This window comes from Chitinophaga eiseniae (assembly GCF_012641265.1).
Classification (GTDB): Bacteria; Bacteroidota; Bacteroidia; order Chitinophagales; family Chitinophagaceae; genus Chitinophaga; species Chitinophaga eiseniae_A.
This window is the reverse complement of record NZ_JABAHZ010000015.1, coordinates 1-14287: the sequence shown is the minus strand read 5'-3', so window position 1 is coordinate 14287 and position 14287 is coordinate 1. Positions and strand designations below refer to the sequence as shown.

The 14287-nt window shown below is 45.6% G+C and carries 15 protein-coding genes; 10 read left to right on the top strand and 5 right to left on the bottom strand.

Annotation, left to right across the window (positions count from 1 at the left end; genetic code table 11):
• Positions 1-27 precede the first annotated feature (27 nt).
• The 3 genes from HGH91_RS30520 to HGH91_RS30510 form a co-directional block, all read right to left on the bottom strand.
• Positions 28-267, bottom strand: coding sequence for a CcmD family protein (locus HGH91_RS30520; protein WP_168743029.1), 240 nt, complete (start codon positions 265-267; stop codon positions 28-30).
• The gene (gene ccsA / locus HGH91_RS30515) at positions 264-926 is read right to left on the bottom strand and encodes a cytochrome c biogenesis protein CcsA (RefSeq protein ID WP_168743028.1); all 663 of its coding nucleotides are present in this window, start codon (positions 924-926) and stop codon (positions 264-266) included. The genes HGH91_RS30520 and ccsA overlap by 4 nt, the downstream gene beginning before the upstream one ends.
• A 146-nt stretch (positions 927-1072) precedes the next feature.
• Positions 1073-1741 (bottom strand): heme exporter protein CcmB, encoded by a 669-nt coding sequence (locus HGH91_RS30510; RefSeq protein ID WP_168743027.1) that lies wholly within the window; start codon positions 1739-1741, stop codon positions 1073-1075.
• 93 nt (positions 1742-1834) lie between these two features.
• Between HGH91_RS30510 and accC the strand changes: the two genes are divergently transcribed.
• Positions 1835-3325, top strand: coding sequence for an acetyl-CoA carboxylase biotin carboxylase subunit (accC, locus tag HGH91_RS30505; protein WP_168743026.1), 1491 nt, complete (start codon positions 1835-1837; stop codon positions 3323-3325).
• Positions 3326-3398: 73 nt separating this feature from the next.
• Positions 3399-3884, top strand: coding sequence for a GtrA family protein (locus tag HGH91_RS30500; RefSeq protein WP_247651895.1), 486 nt, complete (start codon positions 3399-3401; stop codon positions 3882-3884).
• A gap of 59 nt (positions 3885-3943) precedes the next feature.
• Here HGH91_RS30500 and HGH91_RS30495 read toward each other — a convergent pair whose 3' ends face one another.
• Positions 3944-4513: a thymidine kinase gene (locus tag HGH91_RS30495; protein ID WP_168743025.1), complete on the bottom strand. Its 570-nt coding sequence runs from the start codon at positions 4511-4513 to the stop codon at positions 3944-3946.
• 89 nt (positions 4514-4602) lie between these two features.
• Between HGH91_RS30495 and HGH91_RS30490 the strand changes: the two genes are divergently transcribed.
• Positions 4603-5475, top strand: coding sequence for a hypothetical protein (locus HGH91_RS30490; RefSeq protein WP_168743024.1), 873 nt, complete (start codon positions 4603-4605; stop codon positions 5473-5475).
• Here the strand turns inward: HGH91_RS30490 and HGH91_RS30485 are convergent.
• Complete coding sequence (locus HGH91_RS30485) at positions 5445-6707, bottom strand: 3-deoxy-D-manno-octulosonic acid transferase (RefSeq protein WP_247651894.1); 1263 nt, start codon at positions 6705-6707, stop codon at positions 5445-5447. The genes HGH91_RS30490 and HGH91_RS30485 overlap by 31 nt on opposite strands.
• Positions 6708-6810: 103 nt before the next feature.
• Between HGH91_RS30485 and HGH91_RS30480 the strand changes: the two genes are divergently transcribed.
• The 7 genes from HGH91_RS30480 to tyrS all read left to right on the top strand — a co-directional run bounded on the left by HGH91_RS30480 (position 6811) and on the right by tyrS (position 14141).
• Positions 6811-7950: a DegT/DnrJ/EryC1/StrS family aminotransferase gene (locus HGH91_RS30480; protein WP_168743023.1), complete on the top strand. Its 1140-nt coding sequence runs from the start codon at positions 6811-6813 to the stop codon at positions 7948-7950.
• Positions 7947-9260 carry a UDP-glucose dehydrogenase family protein gene (locus HGH91_RS30475; RefSeq protein ID WP_168743022.1) on the top strand — a complete coding sequence of 438 codons (1314 nt, stop codon included), beginning with the start codon at positions 7947-7949 and terminating at the stop codon, positions 9258-9260. The genes HGH91_RS30480 and HGH91_RS30475 overlap by 4 nt, the downstream gene beginning before the upstream one ends.
• Positions 9261-9276: 16 nt before the next feature.
• A complete protein-coding gene (locus HGH91_RS30470; RefSeq protein WP_168743021.1) occupies positions 9277-10221 on the top strand; it encodes a UDP-glucuronic acid decarboxylase family protein in 945 nt (314 codons plus the stop codon).
• A gap of 19 nt (positions 10222-10240) precedes the next feature.
• Positions 10241-11296: a dTDP-glucose 4,6-dehydratase gene (rfbB, locus tag HGH91_RS30465; protein ID WP_168743020.1), complete on the top strand. Its 1056-nt coding sequence runs from the start codon at positions 10241-10243 to the stop codon at positions 11294-11296.
• 9 nt (positions 11297-11305) lie between these two features.
• Entirely contained in the window at positions 11306-11866 is a 561-nt protein-coding gene (gene rfbC / locus HGH91_RS30460) for a dTDP-4-dehydrorhamnose 3,5-epimerase (RefSeq protein WP_168743019.1), read from the top strand.
• Positions 11867-11874: 8 nt separating this feature from the next.
• Positions 11875-12741 carry a dTDP-4-dehydrorhamnose reductase gene (gene rfbD / locus HGH91_RS30455; RefSeq protein ID WP_168743018.1) on the top strand — a complete coding sequence of 289 codons (867 nt, stop codon included), beginning with the start codon at positions 11875-11877 and terminating at the stop codon, positions 12739-12741.
• Positions 12742-12860: 119 nt separating this feature from the next.
• Positions 12861-14141: a tyrosine--tRNA ligase gene (gene tyrS, locus HGH91_RS30450; protein ID WP_168743017.1), complete on the top strand. Its 1281-nt coding sequence runs from the start codon at positions 12861-12863 to the stop codon at positions 14139-14141.
• The last annotated feature ends 146 nt before the right edge of the window (positions 14142-14287 follow it).

Below are 14287 nucleotides of genomic sequence, written 5' to 3'. Positions count from 1 at the left end.
TTGGTATAACGATTAGATTCTATGCTATCAGGGGTTATTTCTTTCCTTTTCTTCCAGCTTACCTATTTTTCTGTCCAGTCTGATAAGAAATAACACAATTCCAATGAAGATGATCACTAAAACGCCCACAATCACGTAAATCTTGTCATTGCTGCGGAAGAATTCGTTGATGGGTCCTTTCTCGGTATTCTGCTGTTGTGCATTTGCCAGTACCGATATGCATAGCAGGGCCAGGGTCAGGCAAAATGAAAACGCTTTGTTGATCATTTAAAAATATTTTTAAGCTGTAATTTCTTATAACGTACTACCAGGCTGAATATCCACACGCTCAGCAGGGTCCAGCCGATGAAAGCGGGGTACAATACCTGTTTCATAGAGCCGCTGGTATCTTTGGAAGCGAAGCCAGGAGTGGTAGCGCTGCCCGGATGCAGGGAGTCCACCATACGCGGAATGATATAGGTGAGCGGTATCAGCAGGGCATAAGCAAAAATGTTATAAACTGCGGATATACGTGCCCGTTTGTCGAGATCATGGATTGACAGGCGCAATACCAGGTAGGCCAGGTAAATCAATATCGCGAGGGCCGTACACATTTGCTTCGGGTCATCGGTGAGCGTCCCTCCCCAGGTATAGGTAGCCCAGAGGGAACCTGTGGCAAATCCCATTACGCCGAAGAAAGAGCCTACTCCCGCAGCAGCGGCAGCGATCACATCTTTTTTCAGGTCGTATTTGGAAAGAAAGAAGAGGGAGTAGACAATCGAGATCGTGAACATGGTATACATACATATCCACATCGGTACATGAAAGAACAATCCTCTGGATGACTGTCCGTTGGTTCCTATGATAGGTATTTCAACAGTGAACCCGGCGATAATTACATATAAAAGAAGCAGTATCGCTAATGCTTTCCACCAGTGTTTGGCCATTTTCTAATAGCTATATTCCGCTGGCAAACCTACACGTTTTAAACCTAATCACAAAGCTTTTCGGGGATTTTAAGTTTATCCAACAGCAGCAAATCCCCGTTAAATATCGTTTACAGAAGTGAGCCTTTTCTTTGATATTTCTAATATCAGTCTTTCCACAGAAACGGGAAAAGTATCATTGTCAGGGCAATTACGAGGATATCCATTCCCCCCAGCAGGAGGAACATCCTGGGCAGTTCGGGCTGGTATACCGTTACAAAGGCCGACAGGGAGATATTGGCCAGCAGCATCAGCACCGGCATAATCAGCGGGAATCCCATCACTGCCATCAGGGCGGCGTTATGGTTGGCCTGGGCTGCAATAGCCGCCAGCATGGTAAACAGCAGGGATAAACTGGTGCCTCCCAGTAATACCATTCCAATAAAATAGGCCGGATGGAGAATAGGATTGCCCAGGAAAGCCACGGCGCATATCAGGGCGATAATGCTCATCAGCGCCATGAGTATGGTATTGTAAATTAATTTAGCCGCAATAAACACCCGGGAATTGACGATAGAATAGAAATATAGCAGGCGTCCCCGGTTTTCCTGCATAAAGCTCTTGGCTACCGCGTTTACCGCTACAAACAGCTGTATTACCCAGAAAAGGGCATTCCATACCTTATCGTCCGGTCTTCCCATCATCAGGTTGATAACAAAAACCGTAGCCACAATATAGAGCAGTACTCCATAAAAGGCATATTGCTGGCGCAATTCCAGCGTAAGGTCTTTTTTTACCAGGGTCAATGTTTGCCGTAGAGGATTATCTTTTTTCATGATCAGCCGCAAAGATAGCATAAAGCATAAAGGATAATGCTTCTCCCTTTATGCTTTAAAAAAAGTATATTAGCCCCTCCATAAAAAAGAGTAATGAATAAAATTCTGGTTGCCAATCGGGGAGAAATAGCATTACGCATTATGCGTTCGGCACGTGAAATGGGCATTAAAACGGTGGCGGTTTATTCCGAAGCCGATCGCACCATGCCGTTTGTACAATATGCAGATGAAGCGGTTTGCATTGGCCCTGCCCCTTCCAATCAATCTTATCTGCTGGGCGAAAAAATCATTGCAGTAGCCAAAGAAAAGCAGGTGGATGGTATTCATCCGGGATATGGATTTTTAAGTGAAAACGCCCGTTTTGCGCAACAGGTAACCGATGCCGGTATTACGTTCATCGGGCCATCTGCCGCTTCTATAGAGGTGATGGGGAGTAAACTGGCCGCCAAACAGGCTGCCCAGAAATTTGGCGTTCCGATGGTACCGGGTACAGAAACCCCTTTGCGCAGTGTGGAAGAAGCCCGGGAAGTGGTGAAAAAGACCGGTTTTCCTATACTTATCAAGGCTTCTGCAGGCGGTGGCGGTAAAGGAATGCGGGTGGTGAATGCACCGGAAGAACTGGAAGAACAGATAAGATTAGCTAAAAGTGAAGCCCTGAGCGCCTTTGGCGATGATGCGGTATTCATTGAAAAATATGTGGGCGCCCCTCGTCATATTGAAATCCAGGTGCTGGGGGATCGCCATGGCAACTGCGTATATCTATTTGAAAGGGAGTGCTCTATCCAGCGCCGGCACCAGAAATTGATCGAGGAAGCCCCGTCTTCCTGTCTTACGCCGGCGATCCGCGCCGCCATGGGACAATGTGCTGTAGATGTAGCCCGGGCCTGTAACTATTATGGCGCAGGTACCGTGGAATTCCTGGTAGATGAGCAACTCAATTTCTATTTCCTGGAAATGAACACCCGTTTACAGGTAGAGCACCCTGTTACAGAACTGATCACCGGATTGGATCTCGTAAAAGAACAGATTAAGATAGCCCGGGGGGAAAAACTTTCCTTTACTCAGGAAAGCCTTAAAATAAACGGCCACGCTATTGAATTGCGCATTTGTGCAGAAGATCCGGCCAATAACTTTTTGCCCGATACGGGGAAACTGGAAACTTACATCCGTCCGCAGGGATATGGCATCAGAGTAGACGATGGATATGAACAGGGAATGGATATTCCTATTTATTATGACCCGATGATTGCCAAGCTGATTGCCTGGGGTAGCGACCGGGAGGAAGCCAGGCACCGTTTGCTGCGAGCCATTGAAGAATACCTGGTAAAAGGGATTAAAACCACGCTTCCCTTTGGTCATTGGGCATTACAGCAACCTGCATTTATTGAAGGAAAATTCGATACCAATTTTATTGGTAAATATTTCACACCACAGGCATTACAAGCGGAGTCTGCCGATATCAATAAGCTGGCAGCTATTTTAGCTGCGTATGTATGGCAGCAACAAAATATAACTTTACAGGAAGCAGCTATCAACACCCATTCCGTTTCTTCTCCCTGGAAAAAAAGGAATATGTTAAGATAACCCTGTACAGTTGTTAACTTTCGTTAAAGTGTTTCCGAAAACCCGGAAAACGTATAACTTTGCGCCTATTTTTATGATGCTACGAAACGCCATACTTCAGATACTCAGGTTCTTCTATCAGCCCTTTTCGAAGGTGTTGCCCTGGCAAACCTTCCGGTACCTCGCCTGTGGCGGTGGAAATACCGTGCTGGACATATTCCTGTATTTCGTGTGTTACAATTTCGTGCTGCATCAGCAAATGGTGCACCTGGTATTTTTTAATATGAGCGCGCATATCGCCGCCTTATTCATGTCTATGGCGGTTACCTTTCCTACCGGCTTCCTGCTCAGCAAATACGTTGTTTTCTCGGACTCCAATCTAAGGGGCCGGGTACAGCTGTTCCGGTACTTCGTGTTAGTGGGGATCTGTATTTTACTGAATTACCTGCTGATGAAGATTTTTGTGGATCATCTGCATTTTTACCCTACCGTGGGGAAAATATGTACCACTGCGCTGGTGGTTATTTTCAGCTATCTGACACAGAAGAAATTTACGTTTAAGGTAAAACAACATACCTGATGGTATAATGATTATAAAAGGAAAAGCCCACCAGTGGTGGGCTTTTCCTTTTATAATCATTATACATTTTCATAATAGCAATGCCGACACCGCGGTTCATATACGTCTTTTTCTCCCAGCAGTAATGTTTCTTTGGAAGCAGACTTCCGGTAGGAATAATTGGCAATATGCCCACATTTTACACAGATGGCGTGCAGCTTGGTAATATAGTCTGCTTTGGCCAACAGGAAAGGCATCTGGCCGAAAGGTTTACCGGTATAATCCATATCCAGCCCGGCTATAATTACCCGTACTCCCCTGAGAGCCAGCTGATCACATACATTGGGAAGCTCATCGTCGAAGAACTGGGCCTCATCAATACCCACTACATCTACATCCTGGGCCAGTAACAGGATTTGCTGAGAATTTTCAATTGGTGTAGAAACAATCTTGTTTTCATCGTGCGAAGTAATGGCGCCTTGATCGTACCGGATATCTATCGCAGGTTTGAAAATTTCCACCTTTAAATTGGCGATATGTACACGTTTCAGGCGGCGGATCAGTTCTTCGGTTTTTCCCGAAAACATGGAGCCGCAAATTACTTCAATCCAGCCCCTCCGCCCTCCTGCAAGAGAAGGTTCAATAAACATATTATACTAATTTGATTATTAATTAATTAAAATATTCTAATTTTATGAGAATAAAATATTTTCATCTCTCACCCGTTAACAATTAAGGCATGGAAAAAATTAATGCATTAATTGAGAAACTACAGGAATTGAAAAATTCTGGCGCCGACCTGTCCGCTATTTCGTACTATGTACAATTGCTGCAGGCCGAAGTGTTACATGTACGTACCCTGCAACATCAGCAACAGGTACAATCGTCCCAGCGTAATACCATTGCGGTAATTATGCCGGTGCAACAACCCGTTGCCATTCCGGTGGCTGAGCCAACTGCGGCGCAAACTACAACATTACCATCAAATAAATCCTTGGAGGTAGTGACCGTTCCCGAAATATCGTCCGAAGCAGAAGATATCAACAGTCGGGCGGCGCGGTTGCATGATGTCCCTACATTCAATCATATTGCCCCCGTTGAAGATATCAACAGCCGGGCAGCCACTGCCCAGGCGCCTGCGCCCATAGCGGCACCTGAACCGGCCGTGATTCCCCAGCCGGCCCCAGCCCCTGTGGCGCATATACCAGTGCCGGAAAAGCCTAAACCAGCCACACTTTTCGATGAAATAGCTGCACATGTCCCTGTTCCGGCCACATCCCGGGAAAATAAGGCGCAAGAACCTGTAAACGGGTTATCCCTAAACGACCGCCTGCGTCAACAAAAGGTGGAAGTAGCCCAAAAATTGGGCGATATGCCCATACACGACCTGCGTCATGCCATTGGCATCAACGACAAATACCAGTTTATTCAGGAGCTTTTCCGTGGCGACAGCGATTTGTATGAGCGTTCTATTAAAACCATCAATGAATGCGGTAGTCTGCAGGAGGCTGATTACTGGCTCCAGCGTGAAATAAAAATTATCCAGGGCTGGGAAGACGACCACCACCTGGTGCAACAGTTCTATTCCCTGCTCAGGAAACGATTTTCCTGAATATAATCCAATACTTTCCGGGTAGCCCCGGTATTGGCGGCTACGTAATTTCCGGCAATCGCGGCAATGCGGGGGTATATTTCCCCTGGCTGTAATAATTGTTGTACGCAGGTATGCAGTTGTGCGGCATTTGTGATCACCAATGCCCCCCCTGCGGCCACCAGTTCCACAGCTTCGAAGTACTTACTGTACTCCGGACCAATAACAACAGGTTTACTGTACACGGCTGGTTCCAGTAGATTATGGATCCCATCCTTCCCGAATCCTCCTCCCACATATGCGATGGTAGCGTAGCGGTACAGCGTAGTAAGCATTCCGATATTATCGATAATCAGGACCTGGCCATTAGCTGTTTGATCTGTTTTGAGAGCAGAAAACCGCCGGGCAGCAGGAAACAGGGTAAGGATGTCCTGTATATGTGACTCCTGAATTTCATGGGGAGCGATAACCAGCTTTAGCCCGGGCCGGCTTTCCTGTTGCCACCATTCGCTCAGCAGTTTCTCATCTTCGGGCCAGGTGCTGCCGGCTACGATTACCTGGCAGCCGCCAATGAAGGACGATATTTCAGGCAGGTCGGTATGTTCCTGTAATAAAGCCGATACCCGGTCAAAGCGGGTATCGCCGCTGACGCTGGCATTTCGTAACCCGATCCCTTGTAATAGCCGGAGAGAGGCTTCGTTTTGAACGAAAATATGCGTCAGTTGTTGTAATAGCTGACGGAACATAGCTCCATGGCCTTTAAAGAAGACCTGCTCTTTGCGGAAAATGCCGGATACCAACAAAGTAGGAATCTTACGTGTATAGAGTTCTGTGAGATAATGGTACCAGAATTCATATTTGATGAAGATGGCCAATGCGGGCTGTGCAATATCCAACAGTTCCCGGGCATTGCGCCGGGTATCGAGGGGCAGGTAATAAATAAAATCGGCTCCTTTGTAATTTTTCCTTACCTCGTAACCGGAGGGCGAAAAAAAAGTTAATAAAATTTTATAGGAGGGATAAGTAGTACGGATGGCCTCCAAAACGGGTCTACCCTGCTCGAATTCACCCAGGGAGGCGGCATGAATCCAGACAATGGGGCCGGCTATCTCCTGGCGCATACGGGATTGCCAGTGTTGCCGGCCATTGAGCCAGCGCTGCGCCTTTGTTTTGCCAGCCATAGCTGCCAGCTGTACGCCGGCTCTATATAATTGAAGTCCGGCATTATAAATGCCTATTGCTACCATTCCCATGCGTACTTTTACTTAATTTTCGGATGAATGCAAAGATAATCCTCATCCAATCTCAAAATTTGTAAATTTGCACACTTTACATAAAATAAAAATATACGATCATATGGTTCCTATTCAGATGGTGGACTTGAAACGCCAGTATACGAAGATTAAATCACAGGTAAATGCAGCCATCGAAGAAGTTCTGGAAAGCTCGGCCTTTATTAACGGAGGGGCGGTACAGCAATTTACCGGTGAATTACAAACGTATCTGGGCGCGAAACACGTGATACCTTGCGCCAATGGCACAGATGCCCTTCAGATTGCGATGATGGCGTTAGGACTGGAACCTGGCGATGAAGTTATTACTCCTTCTTTTACTTTTATTGCTACTGCCGAAGTCATTGCTTTGCTACAGTTAAAGCCTGTTTTCGTGGATATTGACCCGCAGACCTACTGCCTGGATATAGCTGCAGTGGAAAAAGCGATTACCCCTAAAACCAAGGCTATTGTGCCGGTACACTTATATGGACACGTTGCGGATATGGAGCCTCTGATGGCCGTTGCCGCCAAACACCAGCTGTACGTGATAGAGGACAATGCCCAGGCAATTGGCGCTGATTATACTTTTCAAGATGGCAGCAAAAAGAAAGCAGGTACTATCGGACATATAGGCTGTACTTCTTTCTTTCCTTCCAAAAACCTGGGATGCTATGGAGATGGAGGCGCTTTATTCACCAATGATGACGAACTGGCGGCAAAAATCCGTATGGTAGCCAATCATGGCCAGTCCGCCCGCTATTATCATGATGTAGTAGGTTGCAACTCCCGTTTAGATTCCGTACAGGCAGCCGTATTACGTATCAAGTTACCGTTGCTGGATGAATACATCGCTGCCCGCCGGGCGGTAGCCAATGCTTATGATGCCGCATTTGCCGGCATACCGCAGATTACCACCCCTTATCGTGCGGCCAATAGTTATCATGTGTTTCATCAATATACCCTGCAGCTTCATGATGCCGACAGAAATGAGTTGCAGCAGTACCTGGCTTCCAAAGGAGTGCCAGCTATGATTTATTATCCAGTTCCTGCACATCGCCAAAAAATGTTCGAGCACTTCGGCGGTGCAGCGTTCAATCTTCCCGTAACCGATAATCTCACCAGTAAGGTGATTTCCTTACCAATACACACTGAAATGGATCCCGATCAACTGGAACTCATAATCCAGTCTGTTAAATCATTCTTAAACAATCCCCCAACATGAAGATTACCGTTGTAGGTACCGGTTACGTAGGCCTCGTAACAGGTACCTGTTTTGCCGAAACAGGAAATGATGTCACCTGTGTAGACATTGACGCCAGCAAAGTAAACAAGCTTTCATCTGGTCAGATTACTATTTATGAACCAGGATTGGAGAAACTATTTGAGCGTAATCTAAAAGAGGGACGCCTGTCTTTTACCACCAGTCTGGAGGATGGCATCCGCGAAGCTGAAGTAATTTTCCTGGCCCTTCCTACCCCACCAGGAGCCGATGGTTCAGCGGACCTTTCCTTTGTGCTCAATGTAGCGGCTCACTTAGGCAAAATTATGACCGGTTACAAAGTAATAGTGGACAAAAGTACCGTGCCGGTAGGTACTGCCGAAAAAGTAACAGCTGCCATTGCCCAAAACTGTAAAATCCCATTTGATGTAGTTTCCAACCCTGAATTTCTGCGGGAAGGAGTAGCAGTAGATGATTTCATGAAACCTGACAGGGTAGTAATTGGTACCATGTCAGAGCGGGCACGCAAAGTAATGGGTGAATTGTATGCTCCGTTTGTACGGCAGGGAAATCCCATTTTGTTCATGGATGAAAAATCCGCCGAGCTGACCAAGTATGCCGCTAATTCCTTCCTGGCGACCAAGATTTCTTTTATGAATGAAATCGCTATTCTCTGTGAGAAGCTGGGCGCTGATGTAGACATGGTTCGCAGGGGCATTGGCAGTGATGACCGTATTGGCAAACGCTTCCTGTTTCCTGGCATTGGATATGGAGGTAGCTGCTTTCCCAAGGATGTACAGGCACTGGTTAAATCATCTGAAGATGCCGACTATGAATTTAAAATTCTGAATGCGGTAATGGATGTAAATGAAAAGCAGAAATTATTTTTACTTCCCAAGATAAAAGCCTTTTTTGAAAATAATCTGAATGGCAAGCACTTCGCGTTATGGGGGCTCGCATTCAAGCCTAATACAGATGATATCAGGGAAGCGCCAGCGTTATATATCATTGACGCTTTGGTGGCAGAAGGCGCTACGGTAACTGTTTTTGATCCGGAAGCAATGCCTAATGTGAAGCATGTGCTGGGTGATAAGATCACCTATGCTGATCATCAGTATGCCTGCCTGGATAATGCCGATGCCCTTATCATTGCTACCGAATGGAGCGTATTCAGGACCCCGGATTTCCATAAAATTTCCGCGAGTTTGAAAAATAAAGCCATTTTTGATGGCAGAAACCTTTTCGAAGTAAGTCGTATGAAGGAGCTGGGATATCACTACGAAAGTGTTGGACGTATACCTGCTATGCTTTAATATTTATACCTGACGTATGGAAAAGAAAAGAATACTTATTGCCGGTGCAGCAGGCTTCCTTGGATCCCATCTCTGCGACCGCTTTATAAAAGAAGGCTACCATGTTATTGCCATGGATAACTTGCTTACTGGTAATATCAAGAATATTGAACACCTTTTTCCTTTGCCGGAATTTGAGTACTACCATCATGATGTCACCAAATTTGTGCATATACCAGGGAAACTGGACTATATATTAAACTTTGCATCTCCTGCCAGCCCGATAGATTACCTGAAGATGCCTATTCAAACCCTGAAAGTGGGGTCTTTGGGAACACATAACCTGCTGGGACTTGCCAAGGAAAAAAAGGCTCGTATCCTTGTGGCCTCCACATCAGAAGTATATGGCGATCCCAATGTTCATCCGCAGCCGGAAGAATACTGGGGGAATGTAAACCCGGTCGGCCCCAGAGGAGTATATGACGAGGCCAAAAGATTCCTGGAGTCTATTACCATGGCTTATCACAATTTTCATGGAGTTGAAACGCGTATCATTCGTATCTTCAATACCTATGGTCCACGTATGCGTCTCAATGACGGAAGGGCTTTACCAGCATTTATGAGCCAGGCATTGAATGGCGAGGACCTTACTGTATTTGGGGATGGTAGCCAGACACGCTCTTTTTGCTATGTCGACGACCTGGTAGAAGGTATTTATCGTTTATTATTAAGTGATTACCACCTACCTGTAAACATTGGCAATCCACAGGAGATCACCCTGAATCAATTTGCGGAAGAAATCATTGCCTTAACGGGAGCTAAACAAAAAATCGTATATCACCCGTTGCCAAAAGATGATCCGAAACAGCGTCAGCCCGACATCACCAAAGCCCGTACTTTACTAGGATGGGAGCCTAAAGTGAATCGTCAGGAAGGCCTGAAGATTACATATGAATACTTTAAAAAAGCGTTATTAAAATAAAAATTAAATTTTACCGTCAATGAAGCGGAAATTATTGATTACAGGCGGAGCGGGTTTCATTGGTTCCCATGTAGTACGGTTATTTGTTAATAAATACCCGGATTACCAGATTGTGAACCTGGACGCGCTCACATATGCAGGTAATCTTGAAAACCTGGTAGACGTAAAGGAACAACCTAACTATTCTTTTGAAAAAGGAGATATTACGGACGAAGCTTTTATTGAGCAACTCTTCGAAAAATACCAGTTTGACAGTGTAATACACCTGGCTGCAGAAAGCCACGTAGACCGCTCTATCATGGATCCCCTGGCATTTATCAAAACCAATGTACTGGGCACAGCTGTGTTACTGAACAGTGCTAAAAAGCATTGGAAAGACAACATGGAAGGAAAGCTGTTTTATCACGTTTCCACCGACGAAGTATATGGTTCGTTGGGAGAAGAAGGATTTTTCCTCGAAACAACTGCATACGATCCACGCTCTCCCTACTCTGCTTCCAAGGCCAGTTCAGATCATTTTGTGATGGCTTACCATCACACCTATCATTTGCCGGTTGTTATTTCTAATTGTTCCAATAACTACGGTTCGCATCATTTCCCAGAGAAGCTGATTCCGCTGGCAATACATAATATTAAAAATAACAAACCTGTACCGGTATATGGTAAAGGAGAGAATGTCCGGGACTGGTTATTTGTGAATGATCATGCCAGGGCTATTGACACGATCTTCCATCATGGTAAAATAGGAGATACCTATAATGTTGGTGGCTTTAATGAGTGGAAGAATATCGATCTCATTCAGTTGCTGTGTAAGATTATGGATAAGAAACTGGCACGTCCGGAAGGTACCTCGGCACAACTTATCACTTATGTGAAAGATCGTGCAGGGCATGATCTCCGCTACGCCATAGACGCTACCAAACTGAATAAGGAACTGGGTTGGGAGCCTTCGCTTCAATTTGAAGAAGGCCTTGAAAAAACGGTGGACTGGTACCTGGAGAATGAAGCGTGGCTCAAAAATGTAACCAGCGGAGATTATCAGAAATATTATAACGAACAATATCAAAAAAGATAGTTATTACTCATGCCTTTTCAACAAACGGGTATACCCGGTCTTTTAATTTACGAACCAAAAGTATTGGGTGATCATCGTGGTTATTTTTTTGAAAGCTACAATGCCAATACTTTCAGTGCTGAAGGCATTGATTATAAATTTGTTCAGGATAATCAGGCCAGGTCTGTATATGGCGTACTTCGGGGGCTTCACTACCAGCTGGAACCATATGCCCAAACTAAATTAGTAAGAGTACTGGAGGGAAGGATTATTGATGCGGTGGTAGATATCCGCAAAGGCTCTCCCACCTATGGTAAATCTTTTGCAATAGAGCTGAGTGCGGCAAACAAGTTACAGCTACTGGTTCCAAAAGGATTTGCACATGGATACGCAGTGATCAGTGAAACCGCAGAAGTAATGTACAAATGCGATAATTTTTATCACAAAAACAGCGAAGGCGGCATCGTCTATAACGATCCTGCCTTAGAGATAGACTGGGGAATTGATCTTAAAGATGCGATCGTTTCTGAAAAAGACCTGATCCTGCCTAAGCTGGCAGACGTACAACATAATTTTATTTTTAACAGCTGATCATTGCCATGAAAAATATTCTTGTTACCGGGGGAAACGGTCAACTAGGCCAGGCCTTGCAGAAAGTAGCCGGTGATTATCCACAATTTAACCTGTTATTCACTGATTACCAGGATCTCGACATTACCAATGCCGATGCACTGGCGGCTTATTTCTCCGCACAACCGATTGACGCCTGTATCAACTGCGCGGCTTATACAGCGGTAGACAAAGCAGAAGAAGACGAAGACAACGCCTTTCTCCTGAATTTCCAGGCAGTACTTGCGCTCGCGGAAATCTGTGCGCAACATAATAGCCAGTTGCTGCACATTTCTACTGACTACGTATTTAGCGGCCGGCAAAACGTGCCCTACACGGAAGAAGATGAAACCGATCCTCAGAGCATCTACGGCGCCTCCAAAGTTCGGGGCGAAGCCGCAGCTATCGGCTACAATGAACAAACCATTGTACTCCGTACTTCCTGGCTCTATTCGGAATATGCAGTCAACTTCGTAAAGCGTATGCGTGAACTGATGCAGGAAAAACAGGAATTAAACGTGGTTTTTGATCAGGCAGGTACCCCTACCTATGCCGGCGACCTGGCGGTGGCCATTCTGGATATACTGCAATATAAAACAGTAAACCCTGATGCAGCCCTGGGCGGCGTTTATCATTATAGTAACGAGGGAGTTACCAGCTGGTACGACTTTGCCATTGCCATCAAAGAGATGACCAATGCGACTACCCGCATTTCCCCTGTTACCTCTGATAAGTATAAAACAGCCGCTAAGCGGCCCGCCTACAGTGTGCTGAATAAAGAAAAGATAAAAGCTACCTTCGGCATCGCAGTGCCTTACTGGAGAGATAGCCTGGCGAAATGCCTTAAAAATATGTAATGTTTGAGTCCCGTTGCTTCGCAACGGGACTTTTCTTTTCTCCCTACTCCCCTCTCACCACTTCTCCCCCTGCAGTTCAGACATTTTTATGTAGGTTTGCAAAAATTGTTATTAAAATCATGAATCTGATAGAAGAACTGCGCTGGCGGGGTATGCTACAGGATATGATGCCTGGTACGGAAGAGCAACTGCAAAAGGAAATGACCACTGCCTACATTGGTTTTGACCCTACTGCGGAGTCATTGCACATCGGTAGCCTGGTACCCATCCTGCTGCTGGTGCACCTGCAAAAGGCAGGACATAAGCCCCTGGCGCTGGTGGGCGGCGCTACCGGAATGGTAGGCGACCCCTCTTTTAAAGCGGAAGAAAGAAAAATGCTGGACCTGGATACCCTACAAAAAAATGTGGCCGGTATTAAAGCCCAGCTGGAACGCTTCCTCGACTTTGATCCTGCCAAACCCAATGCGGCAGAAATGGTGAATAATTTCGACTGGTTCCAGCACATTTCCTTCCTCGATTTTATCCGCGACACTGGTAAACACATCACGGTTAACTACATGATGGCCAAAGATTCCGTTAAAAAAAGGATCGAAGGCGACAACGGGATGTCATTCACCGAATTTACTTATCAGCTCATACAGGGATACGACTTCTATCATTTGTATACCGCCAAAAACTGCAAACTGCAGATGGGCGGCTCCGATCAATGGGGTAACATTGTTACCGGTACTGAACTGGTACGCCGGAAAGCCCGCGGTGAAGCCTTCGCCTTTACCTGCCCGCTAATTAAGAAAGCCGATGGCACCAAATTCGGGAAAACCGAATCCGGTACCGTATGGCTGGATCCTAAACGTACCTCTCCATACGCGTTCTACCAGTTCTGGCTGAGATCAACCGATGTAGATGCAGAAAGCTATATCCGGATTTTCACCTTCATGGAACAACCCGAGATAGAAGACCTCATTGCGCAACACAGGCAGGATCCCGGACAGCGACTGCTTCAAAAACGCCTCGCTAAAGAAGTAACCATCTTCATCCATGGTGAAGAGAATTACAACTTTGCGGTAGAAGCATCTTCTATTTTATTCAATAAGGATACCGCTGCGCTATTATCGTCTCTCTCTGAAGAGGATCTGATGGATTTACTCAACAACATTCCGAAGTATGAGATTTCCAGGACAGAAATTGAAGCGGGTAAAGACATTGTGAGCCTGGCCGCAGAAAGTGGTTTACTCCCCAGCAAAAGCGAAGCCCGCAAAATGGTACAGGGCGGCGGCGTAAGCATTAATAAAGTAAAAGCTTCCGGCATTGATATGATCGTAAATGCCGAATCTTTGCTGAGAGATAAATATATTCTGTTGCAAAAAGGAAAAACCTATATCGTTGTTCAAACGGTATAAACCTTACACATAAAAGAAAGAGGGTGTCTCAAAAGTAATTTTGAGGCACCCTCTTTAATTTTGAGAAAAAAGGGCTGATTTATCCAGATAATCTGGTTGAAAAAAAGACTTTCAAGTGTTGGTCAGGGTAGTTAAATTTGGGTATG